Below are 16,137 nucleotides of genomic sequence, written 5' to 3' on the forward strand. Positions count from 1 at the left end.
ATTTTATCTTCAAAAAAAGTTCCCGTTGCCATGAAGTGTAGCAACGGGATATTTAGGTTGTAATCGTTTATTTATCTTCGATTTTGATGTCATATTTTAAAACATCGAAGACATTTTTCGCAATATCAGTATTATCAATTTGTCCGGCAAATTTTTCACTTGAAGGTCCAAATGCATAGACAGGAACGTCTTCACCTGTATGTCCGCCTGTTGTCCAGCCAGTGTGTGAACGCTTATTAAAGATATTTTCTATTGCATTGTCAATATCGACAACTTTCTTTGTAGCCGCCGCAGCCTCAACAGATTGGATTTCTTCTGATGTTAATGCAAGAATATTTTGATCAATATACTTTTTCAATGTTTCTTCAACACCTGCACCTTTAGCGATTTCCTCTGCCATGAAGTCAGGTGTACGCTTAGCCGCTTTGATTGGCTCGGCGAACCAGTTATAGATACCATCCGCACCGATTGAATATCCTCCAGTAGAATGGTCAGCTGTTGCAACCACTAGCGTATGCTTGTCCTTTTTCGCAAACTCAATGGCTGCTTTATATGCCTTTTCAAAATCTTCCATTTCACTCATGGCACCGACAATATCGTTGTCATGTCCTGCCCAATCGACTTGGCTACCTTCGATCATTAGAAAGAAACCATCTTTATCTTGACTTAAGCGAGAAATTGCAGCGTTTGTCATTTCTTCAAGCGAAGGAGTTTCAGCTGGACGGTCGATCATCTTTGGAAGTCCACCTGGTGCGAATAAACCAAGTACTTGTTTATTCGTATCTTTTAATAATTCCTCTTTATTTGTTACATAGCTGTATCCATCTTTTTTGAATTCTTCTGTTAAGTTACGATCATTACGAACGAAGTTGCTTACGCCTCCTCCAAACATGACATCGACTTTATGTTCTCCATTTACCATTTCATCATAGTAGTCATCTGCAATCGAGTTCATGTTTTTACGGCTATGGTCATGTGATCCAAAAGAAGCAGGAGTTGCATGTGTAATCTCTGATGTTGCAACAAGTCCTGTTGCTTTCCCTTGTTCTTTAGCCGCTTCAAGCACTGTTTTAACTTCCGAACCATCATTATCTACTGCTATTGCAGCGTTGTATGTTTTAATTCCTGCTGACATCGCTGTAGCAGCAGATGCAGAATCGGTTACATTTTGCTGAGGGTCTTCCGGATATGTCATTTGCTGTCCAACAAGGTATTGATCAAATGCTGATTTTTCAGCGATTTTAGTCGAAGGATCATTTTTTAAGTAACGATAAGCAGACGTATAAGAAACTCCCATGCCATCACCAATTAAGACAATGACATTTTTGATGTCCGCATTATTATTAGCCGGCTGTTTTGCCTCTGCAGGTGATATAGCACCCATTAAACTTCCGAATGCGACTGTTGAAAGAACAGCTACTGGAAATAGCTTTCTAGTAAACTTCTTTTTGTTTAACAATGTCGTTCCCCCTAGTTGAATGTCTTAATCTTTCTTACAAAAAACATTCTAAAACGAAATTGTTAAGTTGATTATAATAACTTGTAAATTTAACGTTAAGATTATTTTACAAAAACTCTTAATATTAGAGTTTAGTGAAATTGAGAAAGATTTGCCCTATATGTTCATATACTAAAAAATTTTAATCCAAAAAACAAAAAACACCCACAAACATAGTAATATCAACATTTGTGAGTGTTCTTCCGTTTTAAAATGAACTCATTTTTTCTTATGATACAGTTGGTCGGGGTTGAACCAAAGCGTCTCGAACTTTAAACAGTTATTAAATTTTCAGGAATACATTAAGTGCCCTTCAAAAAACTAGGAAAAACATCAAAGACTGTAAAATGTACAAGCTATATAAAGTAGTTTGTTAAATGATCTCATCCCTGATCGCTTATTTGTTTGATCGATCGTGTTTTACTTTTATATTTTTAGAAAAAGTGAATGTGTTTCCAGCAAGATCTGTTGCTTTATACGTTATCGTATAAACCCGATCTCCGGATCCACTTCTTTCTGCTCGTAATAAAAATTCTGTATCAGATGTACCCCATTCGGCTTCTTGTATATCCTGATCCGTATTGCCATCCCCTTTTCCGTTTACAGGTTGATTACTAGTAATAGATACCAGTTCAAAGGAAGCAACACCAGATAAAGAATCAATTGCTTCTACCAATGCTGAAATTGGTACTAACTCATGATTTCGACTAGTGATAACGGATGGATTAAAAGAAACGTTTAGTGCAGGTCCTGATTTATCGATTTTTACATCGACTGATTTCATTTCTTCTACATTGCCTGCATGATCAATGCTTCTATATTGAACCTTATGGATTCCTTCCTCACTGATGTTAATCTCCTTGTTGTACATTAACCAGTCTCCAGCATTCACTTTATACTCTGTTTTGGCTACACCCGATCCTGCGTCTGAAGCTTCAAGTGTTAGTATTATATCTGAATTATACCATCTGTCTTCTACCGGGCTTACTGTCGTTTCAGGAGCTGTTTGATCGGAAATTTGAATAGTAATAGGATGCGTATAAAGATCGTATGATTTTCCTTCAGCTAAGGTTTGGGTATAACGCAACGTCGCATGAACGGTACCTTCCCTTTGGGTGTTCACTATATTTCCATCAACTGTCACTAAATCCTGTCCATCTATCAATATAATTTCAGGAGTAATCTCTTTCATTTGACGGTCATAGGTTTCGATCTGAGCCGTTAATTCCTTACTTTCCCCTACTGTAAGTTGATACTCGGTCTGTGTTGGAGAAATGCTGGATGCCCAAGCAGAAGCCCAATGATTATAGTCGGTTGTTAAACCGTTCGTTCCAAGTAAAAAAGCGTTAATAAATAAATCTTGGCTGCGGTATGTCCAAGGCCAGAAAGTTAGACCACGGTGTTTGGCCGCATCCATAAAGTTCACGCCTAATCCATCATAGCTTGTGTTAAAAGTAGAATTTAGATTTTGAATCACATTCAATGTCGAACGCAAGGAAGGATTCACATTTGTTTCATTCGCAAAACCACCAGTTAAATAACCGATCGTCATGCCTGGCATTTTTTCAGCAAGTAATTGTAATTGAGCGGCATTAAACGAAATAACTGATACTTGATTCTCTACTCCCATTTCTACAATAAGCTCTATCAATTTATCAACAATTACCGGATTACTACTTTTGATTTCTACAACATGGTCGACATCTTTGCCTTTAAATTCTTCAAAAAATTCTCGTAGCGTAGGAATTCTTGCAGACGGATACTGCTCTGGGAACTGATCATTGGCGAGTAATTGTTTTAATTCCGCAAGCGTATAGTTTTCGATATATCCTGTTCCATTTGTTGTTCGGTCAAGGGTTCCATCATGCAAAATGACAATATGACCATCTTTTGTTAAATAAATATCATTTTCGATATGTGTGGCACCTTTTTCATAGGCAAGGATCGCACCTTCTAATGTATTTTCTGGTGCAAGCCCCGGGATTCCACGGTGCGCAAGCATATAAGGTGTACGGACAATTGTAGTATTTTCATTGTAAAATTCCAATGCATCTAGGGCCGATTCATACTGGTCAGTAACGATTCCATTCGGACCTGCTGTAATGATGCGGTGAAAATCTACATTCGTTGACTCTTTACTGCTATCCTCTTTTACCCAAACGGTCATTAATTTTCTTTGTAGATATGAAATATTCTCGATGCTTGCTGCACTTTCTGGCAAAAGAATGATTTTCGCTAGATTACTATTTGTTGTTCTTCGGAAATTCATTAATTCTTCTTCAGTCCATTCACCTGAAACATGATACTCAATAATCCCGCGAATCATTGGATAGGCTTCTCTTGCCTTTTTCACCAATTCCGGATTATCAGAAAGAACAAAAGCGTCCTCCAAATTAATTCTCTTAAGATATTGAGTCAAAGGTGCGATCGTTGCTTCTTCAGTTAATGTAAAAGCTGGGATGATTTTCTGATCCAATTTGTCAATAACATCTGAAAGGTCTGCGATCACATTTCCTGAAGCATCGGTAACCTTCAGATTACTATTCACATCGAAAATAGCAGTAGCCGGAAGATCTCCCTTCATTAACGAGTTTAAATCTTCACTAGAGTTTACTTCTGTTACAACCGTCGGAGCAAGCGCGATGCTTGTGTCTGGTTCTGCTACATTCACGAAATTCTCACCAGGTCGGACAATCTTAGGCAATTCTTCTGTTTGAAGCGTTACCTTGATGTTATCCACCTTCGTTAAACTGCCTGCTGCTTGAAACCCGATTCTTCCTTTTGAATAAGCGGTTGCCAAATCTGTATCAATCAGTAAATCATCATTAATCCATTCTTGAACCCTGTTTCCATAAGTAACCACGGTATAACGATACATTTTATCCGCGCGGATGGCCTCACTATATCCATTTTTTTCAGGAACATTCCATGCATTGGCCGGCGTTCTTTCGGCAAATTCCACACCGTTAGAAGCTGTGGCATTTTGACGAACCGCCATTTGATAAAACGGATAAGTGTTATTCTGAACTCTATACATGATCGAATTCCAGCGGCCGCTATCATTGGCAGCCAAATGAGTCATGTCTGCTTCAATTTTATAATTGCCAAACATCCCTAAGTATTCTGGTAAAAGAATACCTGTACCGTTATAACCATTTCCTCTTCCATCGATTTCAAAGGCCCCTGCCTTCACACCGATTTGACTATTCGTTGTACCGTCAAGTTTTGTCCAGTTTTCTGGAATGCTCCCTTCTGAAAGACTATCAAAATTTTCCTCATAGAGGACATATTCTTCATCCTCTGCTCCCTTTACAACTAAAAGGACATTAGTAGAACCTGCGTCTTTTGTACCTGTTAAAGTATAAATCCCATCTTGCTTTGGTGTAATGGAACCTTCTGAAATTTCAAGGGCGTCACTGTCTGAAGACCATGTGACTTGATCACCTGTGATTTGCCCTTCTGTTAAATCATTAAAAGAGGACTGTAAGAAAATACTATTCATTGGAATAGAGATTCCACTCGTTCCTAAAATATAACCTTCTTCATGCTTTAACGACGTAACCTCAACACCACTGCTTGAGGGAGTAACCGTAATCTCTTTTTTTACTACTGCATTTTGATAGACTGCCTTCACTGTTGCTGTACCCACGTTCAACGGGTAGAGTTGTCCTTCGATTACTTTGATCACTGCCTCATCAGAAGAGTATAGCTTCACCTTTTCATTTGGTACCGCTTCTTTCATCCCATCAGAATACGTAACTTCATAAGTATGATCAATCGGCCCTGTCAACGATTCCAATTCTGCTGGTATGTCCATAGAGATGCTTTCCGCAGTAACTCTTGTTACTTTCAAGTTATCAAACGCTACTTTACTTTGGTCTGCTCGGAATCCTACTTTTCCACGTTTAAGAATACTACTATCAAGACGGGTATCTGTTAAAAGTGTAAATTCCTCATCATTTGCGGCTTTAATGTATTCTTTCACATTATTATCGACAATTCGAATTTTCAACGTATAGTCTTTACCTAAAGCAAGGGGTTGTGTCCATTTTCCTGCCACAGGAACAGACCATGCGTTTGTAGGTGTCCGATAGGCAAATTCATAGCTACCGTTTTGTCTAACTGCCATTTGATTGTATTGATTTAATCCATTATCCGATGCTCTAACGACTAATGAAGCCCATCTGGCACTATTTATCACTTTGTCAAAGGATACATCGGCTTCCACAATATAGTGATCCCACCTGACTGGCGCCAAGGCTGCCGCTGAATAGCCTGATACGTTTCCATCATAGGCCATTTCTCCATCCTGACCATCTTTAACAATTCCAAACCCGCGACCGCCAGAATTAATATGTGAAGTCCAGCCGTCCGGTAATTGGCCATTTTCATAGCTATCAAAATTTTCATCTAGAATAAGATTATTTTCTTTACCATTCACCGTTTCTTCATTCAGAACAATGGTGCCATATCCTCTAGTATCATTCCAAAAAGAACTAGAATTGTAGGCACTCCATGCACTAAAAGGGGCATCGGTCTTGTCATCTCGGTGAGTGACAGTCATTTCAAAGCCCAATTGTTTAGAAAGAACAGGATCAAACGCTAGCATCTCCCATGGAATCGCTACCTCCGCTGTCCATCCTGTTTCAGTGGTTTCAATGGCACGAAGGATATCATTTTCAGCTTTATTCTTATGGTTTGATGCTGCACCAAAATAGAACTTTGGGGTTGTCGTATCTGGTTGATAGACGAGACCCATTTGCATATCATTTTCTACAAATGGAGAGGACTGATGGAGGGAAGGATCGAAGAACATACTAATATTATCTTGTTGAAACCAGTTTCCTTCGCCGTCATACACAAATTCATCATCTTCTACCGTAACTCCAATATAAAGATATGTATGATCCCATAACATTCCAAACTTCGAATCTTTAAAATTACCTTCACCAAATTGTACTTCTAATGGCTCGTTGACGGACCACATCTCTTCATTCAACTTCCCGTCAATCATCGGTTCCACAAGGGTCTTCTTAATGTCTAAACTTTGCCGTGTGGTTTCTTCTGCGCTAACATTTATCATATTCAGCGGCAAAGAGCTGAGAAATAAGATGACAACGAAAAACAGCAGATTAGACTTTCGCATGTTCATTAAACTCATCCTCCATTGTTTATTATTCAAGCCTTACACTATCTATTTATTCAACTATTAATACTTCTCCCTTCCGTTTCAAAATGTAAGGTCTTCTCAATAAAGCCTACCAACGTTTTGTTAAAGAAATTGAAGAATTATGTAAAAATAACGTAATTTTTTTGAAATATCAGTCTTTTTGTATACCAATCTCTAACAATGTGAAAATACCCCAAAATTACTTAATGTGAACCAGAAAATCTCGATCCGTACACGAGAATATTAGATATTAATTAGTTCAAAAGTTGGTGCAAAATTTACATAAATTAAACGCCTCTTTAACATCGGCTACATGATTTTTTAGTAATGTTCAAAGAGTAGAATATATAATCTACTATTAGGTTTAAGCAGGAGGGATTAGGAAAAATGAAAGACATCAAGGTAAAAGATGAAGACTTAAAAACTCAGAATGTATTAAGTGAGGGAATGGATCGACGTGCCTTTTTGCAGAAAACTACGATGGTTGTTGGAGCTGCGATGGGGGCATCTTTAGTAGGCTCATTGACGAGCCTGCCTGTGAGCGCTGCGTCTAACTCTTCCATCATTGAATCCAAAAAAGTAAAGCCAAAGCTTGTATTTCCAGTCATTAGTGATGTACATATGAATAAAAACAGTAATCAAACATTAGAAAAATTTAAAACAACATTAGATCAATTAAATCTACTAGTCCCAAAGCAGGATGCATTTGTGGTAGTAGGAGATTTAACTGATAATGGTTACACGGAAGAATATGATAAGTTTTTCTCAACTTATAATGCAAAAAAACAAAAACATGCGGTTTCCTTGATTGCCATCGGAAACCATGATTATTGGAATGGGCTTTCGGTTTCAGAAGCTCAAAAACGATTCCTTGAAAGGTCAGGGATGGAATCGATTTACTTTCACAAAGTAATTAAAGGTTACCATTTTATCATCCTTGGAACAGAAGATGGTCTAACAGAAGGTACTTTTTCAGTAACTCAAATTAATTGGTTAGCCGAACAGTTAAAGCAGGCAGCACAGGATGATCCGAACAAACCGATTTTTGTGTTCCATCATCAGCCGATTATGGGAACGGTTTATGGAAGTGAATGGGGCTTTGCAAAAAATAGGGATTTATTCTACAATACATTGGCCGCCTATCCACAGGTGATTTCGTTTTCTGGTCACACCCACTATCCACTAGATGACCCTAAAATCATCCATCAAAAGGACTTTACATCCACCGGAACCTCCACGGGTGCTTATTTGTGGCTCGATGCTGGAAGAATACAAGGGGAAGTGCCGGAAGGAGCGGACATCCTTAACCAGGCACTCATCGTTGAAGTGTACAATAACAAGGTATTACTGAAGCGACGGGATATTCATAACAATAATTGGACAGCTGAACCTTTTGAAATCACCTTACCTGCTAACAAAAATGAATTTATCTATACAGAAGATCGAGATAAAAAGGCTCCATTTTTCACAAAGGATGCGTTAATTTCGATTAATCACGAACTCACAACACCAACAAGCCTTGCCGTTATGTTTACTCAAGCGAAGGATGACTTGCTGGTTCATGATTATAAGGTAGAGATCACCGATTCGTCGAAAGGACAAAAAGTGAAAGAATTCCTTGCATTCTCGGAATTTTATAAAGACCCGATTCCTAATCCGCTTACATTACAAATTGATGGATTACAGCCGAATACATTATATGAGATCAACGTATTTGCACTAGATGCATTTGGGAACCAAAGTCAAAATGCATTAAAGGTTTTAGGAAAAACAATTGATGGTGAAATAAAGGATATCACAATTACTCTGTCTAAAAACACATTAACTGGAACCACCGAAACAGTTGATGTTTTGGTAGAAAACGCAAGAGTTCCACAAGGTGACTGGATTGGATTATATGAAGTTAGTGAAAATCCAGGGAATGTACCAGCCATTTGGTGGGAGTATACAACAGTAACTAATGGAACATATAGAGTTACTTATGATCCAAGTAAGAATTCATATCCAGGTCGATATCAGTCAGGCAAAACGTATAAGTTCGTATATTTCTACGGCGGTGGATATGATGCCGTCACACATGCAACCTTTACAGTAAACTAATCTCGTGCAACCCCCATTTCAAATGAAATGGGGGTTAAATTTTTATAGATTATAAGATCTTCTTATCGATTTTTATAATATATCCAATGATACCAAAAGGGACCAAAGAAATTGCCAAAGCCCCTTAAACAATAATATTAAAAGATATCAAAGATTGATGATTACATATATGAAATTGCACCACTTGGCACCGCCAAACAAAGAAAGACCAGAGTGCCCTCTGGTCTATGTAAGAAAGAATTCCCTAGAATCCTTGTATTATTGAGTTGGCGGGACTGCGTGGGAATCGAACCCACCATACCTGGCACGCAGGTCTCAAGCAGTTATAAAGTTAAAGGGAAGGTATCTCTTTTGATTTCATCTAGATTAATATAATGTCATAAAGTCTTGATTTAATGTACTTTTTAACAAGTCATATATCATTTAATTTTATCTAATAAAATATAAAAATATCCTAATTCGTGACCAAATTGTCACCAGTTACCTTGTTTGATTGATAGGATTGAACGAATAATTGAGGAGGTTTATGCAAACTTCCTCTTCTTCCATTTGTCACTACTAGTTAAGAAAATCATAATTAAACCTGTCACCTTAACCCTCTCAATGCTGGGTATGCTTTGTCATTTTAACAGATTCATTATGAAAATATTGTTTGGTTTTGATACAAATATTTCTTATTTTTTTCAATCACCTTGCTTATTCCACCAACAAACTTAATGCGTATTACGAAAACTCTTCACATTCTCCATAAATTCTTTTACACGTCTAGCATCAACATGATTCTCAAATTTTCCATCATATTTAAAAGTAGTTCCAACAACTGCTCCGTCAGCAATTAATAGTTGTTCTTCAAGGTTTTTAAGTGTTACTCCAGTGTTCGCCAAAACAACTGTTTCAGGAACTATATCTTTTACGCGTCTTAATAACTGTGCATTGGTTTGTGAACCTGCTGTTAGACCAGATACACATAAAGCATCAGGTTGATTGTTAAACACCGTTGACTTAGCAATACTTTCAATATCCCGATCAGCTAAATATTTAGCGGCTTCTGGTACAATGTTAAACAACAGCTTTACATCTTCAGCACCAATTCTATACTGATGTCTAATGGTTTCACCTACATTTGTATTCCATGTCCCAAAATCACTAGCATATACACCTGTGAAAATTTCTCTGACAAACTTCGCCCCTGTTGCAGCAGCCAAATCCAGTGATTTTTTTGCATCCCATAATACATTTACACCAAATGGTACTCTAATATCTGACATTAACTCCCCAATAATACGAGCCATAGCAGCAACAGTTTCCGTTTTTACATTTGTCAGATACGGCATGCTAAACTCGTTTGAAAACATAACTGCATCCACACCGCCCTCTTGAAGAGCCTGCAAATCCTTCCTTGCCATTTCTACAACATACTCCATCCCTTTTTCTTTACTAAAATAAGGATCTCCCGGCAGCGGTAATAAATGACACATTGCAATAATCGCCTTTTCAGTTCCAATTACATCTTTTAACCAAGTCATATTCAATCCTCCTAATCACCTTTTTATTGTAAGTTTGGTTTTATTTTATCAAATAGCATTTAGGTTCAATCGATCTCATATAAACATCCTTAAAAATTTGGATTATATTGCATAAACTCCCTCTACCATTCTGTAGAAGGAGTTTTGATTTTAAAAAAACATATCAAACAGTAAAACGGTTCCAAAAGCAATAAATGAAAGTAATGTTTCCAATACCGTCCACGTTTTAAATGTTTCTTTGACTGTTAAGCCCAGGTATTCTTTTACCATCCAGAAACCAGCATCATTTACGTGTGAGAACATTAGCGACCCCGCACCTGTTGCGATAACGAGCAATTCCAAGTTCACACCTGACATGTGTTCAATAATTGGTGCAACAATTCCAGCTGCTGTTGTTAATGCGACCGTCGCTGAACCTGTTGCAATTCGAATTAATCCGGCTACCATAAACGCTAAAACAATTGGGGATAAGGATATAAGTTCGGACATTTGAGCTATGGCTGTACCGACACCACTCTCAATAAGGATTTGCTTAAATCCACCGCCGGCACCTATGATTAAAATAATTGAACCAACTGGCAGTAAACATTCGTCTGATAACTTCTTAATGAAATTTTTATCCATACCTTGGCGAAATCCAAGGAAGTAAAATGCTGCAAAACAAGAAATTAGAAGTGCAATTACTGGATTACCAATAAATATTAAGAATTTCATCAAGCCACTTGGTAGTGAGATAAACGGTGCAACAACCGATAATACCATTAATATTACAGGCAATAAGATAATAAAGAATGAAATTCCTGTACTTGGTAATTTTTGTGACGTCGTACTTACACGGATTAGCTCTGGCTCTCCTTCAGGAATAACGCGATTATTCACCCACTTTGCAAACACTGGTCCTGCGATGATGGCTGCTGGCAACGCAATGATGAGTGAGTAGACTAGCACTTTTCCTATATTGGCATTATAGATTCCTATAGCAGTCATTGCCCCTGGATGTGGAGGTACAAGCCCGTGTACAATGGATAACCCGGCAAGTACAGGTAAAGCGATTAATAATATGTTTTGTTTCGTCGTTCTATAAATTGAAATCACTAGAGGTAATAACATTACAATCCCTACGTCAAAAAATACCGGGATTCCAATAATAAAGCCTGACAGTAACATTGCCCAAGGCAATTTCTTTACACCAAAGATTCGAATGAAGAAATCTGCCACTTGCATTCCAGCACCTGAATCTGACATCAACTTTCCTAAAATAGTACCTAACGCTAAGATCCCAACTAAATGACCTAAGACGCTCCCAACTCCTGTTTCATAGGCACTAACGATTTTATCCATCGATAATCCTGACATAATCGCTAAGAACAAACTCGCGACGGTTAAACTAATGAACGCATGCCATTTCCACCATGCTACTCCTAAAATGACAATCACAATCGATAGCATTGTAACCGATAATAAATACAATTCCATATTCCTTCCCCCTTCTCCCTATACAGTAAACGTTTTCAAAACCCTTGCGAGAAAAGGGTTTAAATCCATTTCTCGCTACTTCTTAGTTATCCTAATTCATTACATAAATTGGCAGGTCCGTATTGCATCTTCTTCACTGCATTGATCACACCACCCGTTTCATCTTAGGAATAACGTGATTTTTTTAATAACAGGTGTTTCTTTTTTTGACATAAAATCTTCTATCTTTCTACATCGCCCACCGATTCTGTCATCGCCCGGAGTATATCACTCTCAGATGACATGGGAGTATCGCCTACAATTGTATGCGCAAGCATTCCTGCTGTTGCGGCAAACTCAACTGTCTTCTCTGGTGAAAATCCCTCCACTTCACCATGTACAATACCACTCGTATAGGCATCCCCAGCACCTATTCTGTCATAGACAGAAAACGTAAGTGTTTTTGAAAATGTGAAGGTTTGATTCTTAAAGATAAAACCACGCAACGAATGTGTATTGTCACCATTGATTGAACGGTGCGTACCTGCTGCGACAGAGATTTTGTATTTTTCCGCAACGGCTGGAATCAGATCCATGAGCTGTTCTTGGCGGTCTTCTTTCTCTGTTTTCATACCGAGGACAAACATTGCGTCTTTTTCATTCATCATGACGATATCCGCCAAATGCAGCATTTCTTCATAATGCGATTTCGCTTTTTCATATCCATCTTCACCCCAGAGGGACGGACGGTAGTTGCAGTCAAAAACAACAGTACCGCCATTTTTTTTGACAGTATTAGCGAATGTTTTCATGTGGGAACGGACAGAATCATTCATCGCTAGCGTGATTCCGCAAAAATGGACAACATCCATTTTCTTTGCAATGTCTTGAAAATCATACGTTCCTTCAGATGCTGTATTGAAGCTGCTCTCAAGTCGATTGGAATAGGTAACGCGGCTAGGCCGCGCACCGAATCCATTTTCTAAAAAATACATTCCCACGTAATTCCCGTCTCGCATAATAAACGATGTTGTAACTCCTAGTTTTTGAAGATACGATACGGCCGCATCACCAACTGCATTAGCTGGCAATGTGGACACGAGGTATCCTGTATGTCCAAAGCGTGCAAGAGCTGCGGTTACATTCACTCCCGTACCTGAAAAAGAATAATTTAATGTGCTGGCTTGTGACAGGAGCTCATATCCCGGCACTTGCAAGCGCATCATAACCTCCCCAAATGCTGTAATCTGTTTACCCATGGTGATCAACCAATTTCTTCATCGTTTCAAGTAATTCGCGAACATCTTCGACATTTGTTTTTCCTGTTTCTTTGTCGATAATCGATGAATACACGTGAGGAATGACTTGTGGCACGTTAGCTTCTAAGGCAATGCGCAAGATTGCTTCAAAATTCTCTTTGTCGATACCACCAGTTGGCTCTAATGCGAATCCTTCTTCCCCACAAGCTTGTGCAACAGCACGGAACTCGTCTTCACGACTCAATCCTTGCATTGGGAAGTATTTCAATGCATTACCTCCCATATCACGTACAAGCGCAATCGCAGTTTTAATTGGTACAATCGCATGCTCGTCCTGCGCAGCACTCACTGGCCCTGTTGAAACATTCACATATCCAACGCGTCCTGTCGGAGAAACTAAACTATTAATCCAACTATTTTTTTCACTCAGATTAGCACGCGTTGCGCCTACGGCAGGAAATACTTGGTTAATATGGCTGCCTGGGTAGTATTTCGCAATCTCTGCTACTACAGCAGCTTGACGATTATCACCAGCGCCTAATCCAATCGATACTGCCTCATCAATTTCTTTTCCATATTCTTTCATAGCTGCTACTGCTTCTTCTACCGTTGGGTAGTCTTTTGAAAGAACTCCGACTAATACATATCCTTCTGCCGCTTCGAATACCTCTTTGGCATTCTCTACACTATTTGCTAATACATTTAATGCGACACGGTCTTTATAAAAACGTTTTGTAATGTTTGACATCTTAGTTTCCCCCTAGTAATTCATTGATTTTAGATTTGATGACATAAATATCATCACCTTGTAGCGGACGTGGATCGATATCGAAATAGCCTTGTCTGACACCGTAATCTCGTGTGTAGATAGCAATTTCACCATTTTTCAACCCAGTCACAACTTCTTTTGCAGTTATATTTGTTTGTTTTGGATCAAGTTGAATGCGTGCACGGAATATCGCTCGACCCGCTTCATCCTGAACAATCGTCACTTTGACGCCTTCAAGTTCATTCAATGGTATTAATGCTTGTAATGTTTCTTTTTCTTGTTCGCTTTTATCTTCTTTTGCGCCGTATTCATCGAGAGCTTGAAGTAGTCCAAAGGTTGTTTCTTTGCCGACTTTCATACTGCGTCCAACACAATGTAATTGTACTTTTACCCACTCAATATAGTTTCGTTTACCGCCAATAATCCCTGAAGTCGGACCTTCAATGGCCTTTGAACCGCTGTAGATTGCTAGGTCTGAGTATTTCACATACTTTTGAATATCTTCTTCTGCTGCAGCATCCACAATGAGTGGCACATTATGACGTTGAGCAATCTCCCATGCTTCCTCAACAGAAATCATATTTTTTTGGACCGTATGGTGTGATTTGACGTAAAGGATGGCTGCTGTGTTTTCAGAAATCGCATCCTCAATATGTTCTGCTCTGCCTTCATTGGCGTAGCCAACTTCAACAAGCTTTCCACCGCCTAAATAAATCATCGTTTCAACAGGTGCTCCGTATTGTACGTTGTGACCTTTTAGCATGATGATTTCATTTTTAGGAATATCCTCTTGGTGCAGACGTTCACTTTTACGGCGATTCCCCTGTGTCACAATTGCAGCAACAGAAAGTGCAATACCGCTTGATGCCGAGTTAACGATGACTGCTGCCTCTGAACCTAGAATGCGTGCTACGTAATCACCTGCTTTATCGACTAAATCTGCAATCTCAACATAATTTTGTCCACCTTGTTTCATCGCATCCATAACAGTATCAGTTGGAGCTGATACTCCTAAGATACTCATTCGTCCACTTGCATTAATAACACGTTTAAGCCCATATTTAGCATTCAATGAACTCACCATTTGCAACCACTCCTTTTGTTTCTATTCTTCTATCTGCTACTCGCTTTTCTCCTTCGGAATCAATGAGGGTAATCGGTTTATTTTCAACTGTAAAAAGAGTTATATTAGCAACGTCCCCAACCTCTATGCGACCTAGTTCTGGTTTTTCAAGCCAGTCAGCTGCATTTGTAGTAACCGCTGCGATCACCTCTTCCAGCGAATATTCTAAGGTTAGAAATTTTGTAAGTACATTCGCCATGCTATATACAGGACCTCTCATTCGGTTCCTTCGATATATATCTGTACTGATTGTATTTAAACCGATGTGGTGGCGTTTTGCTGCTTCAGCAACTTTAAATGAGAAGCTTGCAGTACCATGACCAACATCCAAATGCACACCGCGTTCAATCGCATCCTTCAACACTTGAAGGGGAATCCCATTTGCATCGAAAAGATTATTTTGTTTCCCATTGAGATAATGGGTAATGACATCTTTTTTTTCCAAGAGTGGAATAATTTCATCGATATTTGGCGGACCAGAACCGATGTGAACCATTAACGGCAATGATGTTTCACTAGAAAGAGCACGTGCGATCCTTAAAGGTTCAATACCGCTTTCACAAACAACGCTTTTACTAATTCGCGCCTTTAATCCAACGATTACCTCTTTATAATCATTTACTGCTTGTACAACCTTTCCTTTATCTATCCATTCTAAATTGGATAATTCATCCACTCTTTTTAAACCAATACGTGAAATATTCAAAAATGCATATAAGTTAGTTTTAGCTCTTTCTCTACTTGCTACCAAATCCGCAATTCGGTCCGCTCCGCAGCTTCCCGCATCCACGATTGTCGTTACACCTTGCTTTACTCCTATTTCATCGATTTCATCACCATAGGGATCAAATTGAGGAAATGCATGGACATGTAAATCAATCCAACCACTCGATACATAAACACCTGAGTAATCTAAAACATGTTTTCCACGTCCATACCCAGCCTTAGACACCTCAGCAATTTTACCACCTTCAATGACAATATCGATCTCTTCTCCATTTACTCGCTTTACATGACTCAATACGAAGTCCTTCATTTCATTTCACCTTTTCCGTACTCTATTTAAACACGCTTACAATTTATTGCTGCAGCCTTATTGTTTTCTCCAACAAGGCTGGTGTAGTAAAAAAACTTCGTAACAGCATAACGTTATAATGTTTGTTGATACAATAAGGTTGAGTTGGTTATAACGTTAAGATAACATAGAAAATCAATAAAGTAAATATAACGTTATAAT

General features: G+C 38.6%; 9 protein-coding genes. 1 reads left to right on the plus strand and 8 read right to left on the minus strand.

All coding sequences use genetic code 11. The annotated features are described in order from the left end of the window. Positions 1-67 precede the first annotated feature (67 nt). Positions 68-1,459, minus strand: coding sequence for an alkaline phosphatase family protein (locus ACIQAA_RS17030; protein ID WP_402621673.1), 1,392 nt, complete (start codon positions 1,457-1,459; stop codon positions 68-70). Between the two features lie 436 nt (positions 1,460-1,895). After that, positions 1,896-6,650 (minus strand): glycerophosphodiester phosphodiesterase family protein, encoded by a 4,755-nt coding sequence (locus tag ACIQAA_RS17035; RefSeq protein ID WP_402621675.1) that lies wholly within the window; start codon positions 6,648-6,650, stop codon positions 1,896-1,898. A gap of 405 nt (positions 6,651-7,055) precedes the next feature. Here ACIQAA_RS17035 and ACIQAA_RS17040 point away from each other — a divergent pair, with 405 nt between their 5' ends. Beyond that, positions 7,056-8,768, plus strand: coding sequence for a metallophosphoesterase (locus ACIQAA_RS17040; RefSeq protein WP_402621677.1), 1,713 nt, complete (start codon positions 7,056-7,058; stop codon positions 8,766-8,768). Positions 8,769-9,481: 713 nt separating this feature from the next. Here the strand turns inward: ACIQAA_RS17040 and ACIQAA_RS17045 are convergent. From ACIQAA_RS17045 to ACIQAA_RS17070, 6 genes are all read right to left on the minus strand, one after another. Next, entirely contained in the window at positions 9,482-10,294 is an 813-nt protein-coding gene (locus ACIQAA_RS17045; protein WP_402621678.1) for a BtpA/SgcQ family protein, read from the minus strand. Between the two features lie 150 nt (positions 10,295-10,444). Then, positions 10,445-11,770, minus strand: a complete 1,326-nt coding sequence (locus tag ACIQAA_RS17050) for a GntP family permease (RefSeq protein ID WP_402621680.1) — start codon at positions 11,768-11,770, stop codon at positions 10,445-10,447. A 221-nt stretch (positions 11,771-11,991) separates the two neighbouring features. Beyond that, positions 11,992-13,008, minus strand: coding sequence for a sugar kinase (locus ACIQAA_RS17055; RefSeq protein ID WP_402621682.1), 1,017 nt, complete (start codon positions 13,006-13,008; stop codon positions 11,992-11,994). Next, a complete protein-coding gene (gene dagF, locus ACIQAA_RS17060; RefSeq protein ID WP_402621684.1) occupies positions 13,001-13,756 on the minus strand; it encodes a 2-dehydro-3-deoxy-phosphogluconate aldolase in 756 nt (251 codons plus the stop codon). Before dagF ends, ACIQAA_RS17055 begins: the two co-directional genes overlap by 8 nt. 1 nt (position 13,757) lies before the next feature. Continuing rightward, on the minus strand, positions 13,758-14,861 hold the full coding sequence (locus tag ACIQAA_RS17065) for a DgaE family pyridoxal phosphate-dependent ammonia lyase (protein ID WP_402621686.1): 1,104 nt from the start codon (positions 14,859-14,861) through the stop codon (positions 13,758-13,760). Next, on the minus strand, positions 14,839-15,936 hold the full coding sequence (locus tag ACIQAA_RS17070; RefSeq protein ID WP_402621688.1) for an amidohydrolase/deacetylase family metallohydrolase: 1,098 nt from the start codon (positions 15,934-15,936) through the stop codon (positions 14,839-14,841). Before ACIQAA_RS17070 ends, ACIQAA_RS17065 begins: the two co-directional genes overlap by 23 nt. Positions 15,937-16,137 lie beyond the last annotated feature (201 nt).

The sequence above is a fragment of the Neobacillus sp. NPDC093182 genome (assembly GCF_044754045.1).

Bases quoted from the DNA above. Each gene is read 5' to 3' on its own strand.
- ACIQAA_RS17070 (WP_402621688.1), bottom strand. From the start codon at position 15,936: ATGAAGGACTTCGTATTGAGTCATGTAAAGCGAGTAAATGGAGAAGAG.
- ACIQAA_RS17050 (WP_402621680.1), bottom strand. From the start codon at position 11,770: ATGGAATTGTATTTATTATCGGTTACAATGCTATCGATTGTGATTGTC.
- ACIQAA_RS17055 (WP_402621682.1), bottom strand. From the start codon at position 13,008: ATGGGTAAACAGATTACAGCATTTGGGGAGGTTATGATGCGCTTGCAA.
- ACIQAA_RS17065 (WP_402621686.1), bottom strand. From the start codon at position 14,861: ATGGTGAGTTCATTGAATGCTAAATATGGGCTTAAACGTGTTATTAAT.
- dagF (WP_402621684.1), bottom strand. From the start codon at position 13,756: ATGTCAAACATTACAAAACGTTTTTATAAAGACCGTGTCGCATTAAAT.
- ACIQAA_RS17045 (WP_402621678.1), bottom strand. From the start codon at position 10,294: ATGACTTGGTTAAAAGATGTAATTGGAACTGAAAAGGCGATTATTGCA.
- ACIQAA_RS17035 (WP_402621675.1), bottom strand. From the start codon at position 6,650: ATGAACATGCGAAAGTCTAATCTGCTGTTTTTCGTTGTCATCTTATTT.
- ACIQAA_RS17040 (WP_402621677.1), top strand. From the start codon at position 7,056: ATGAAAGACATCAAGGTAAAAGATGAAGACTTAAAAACTCAGAATGTA.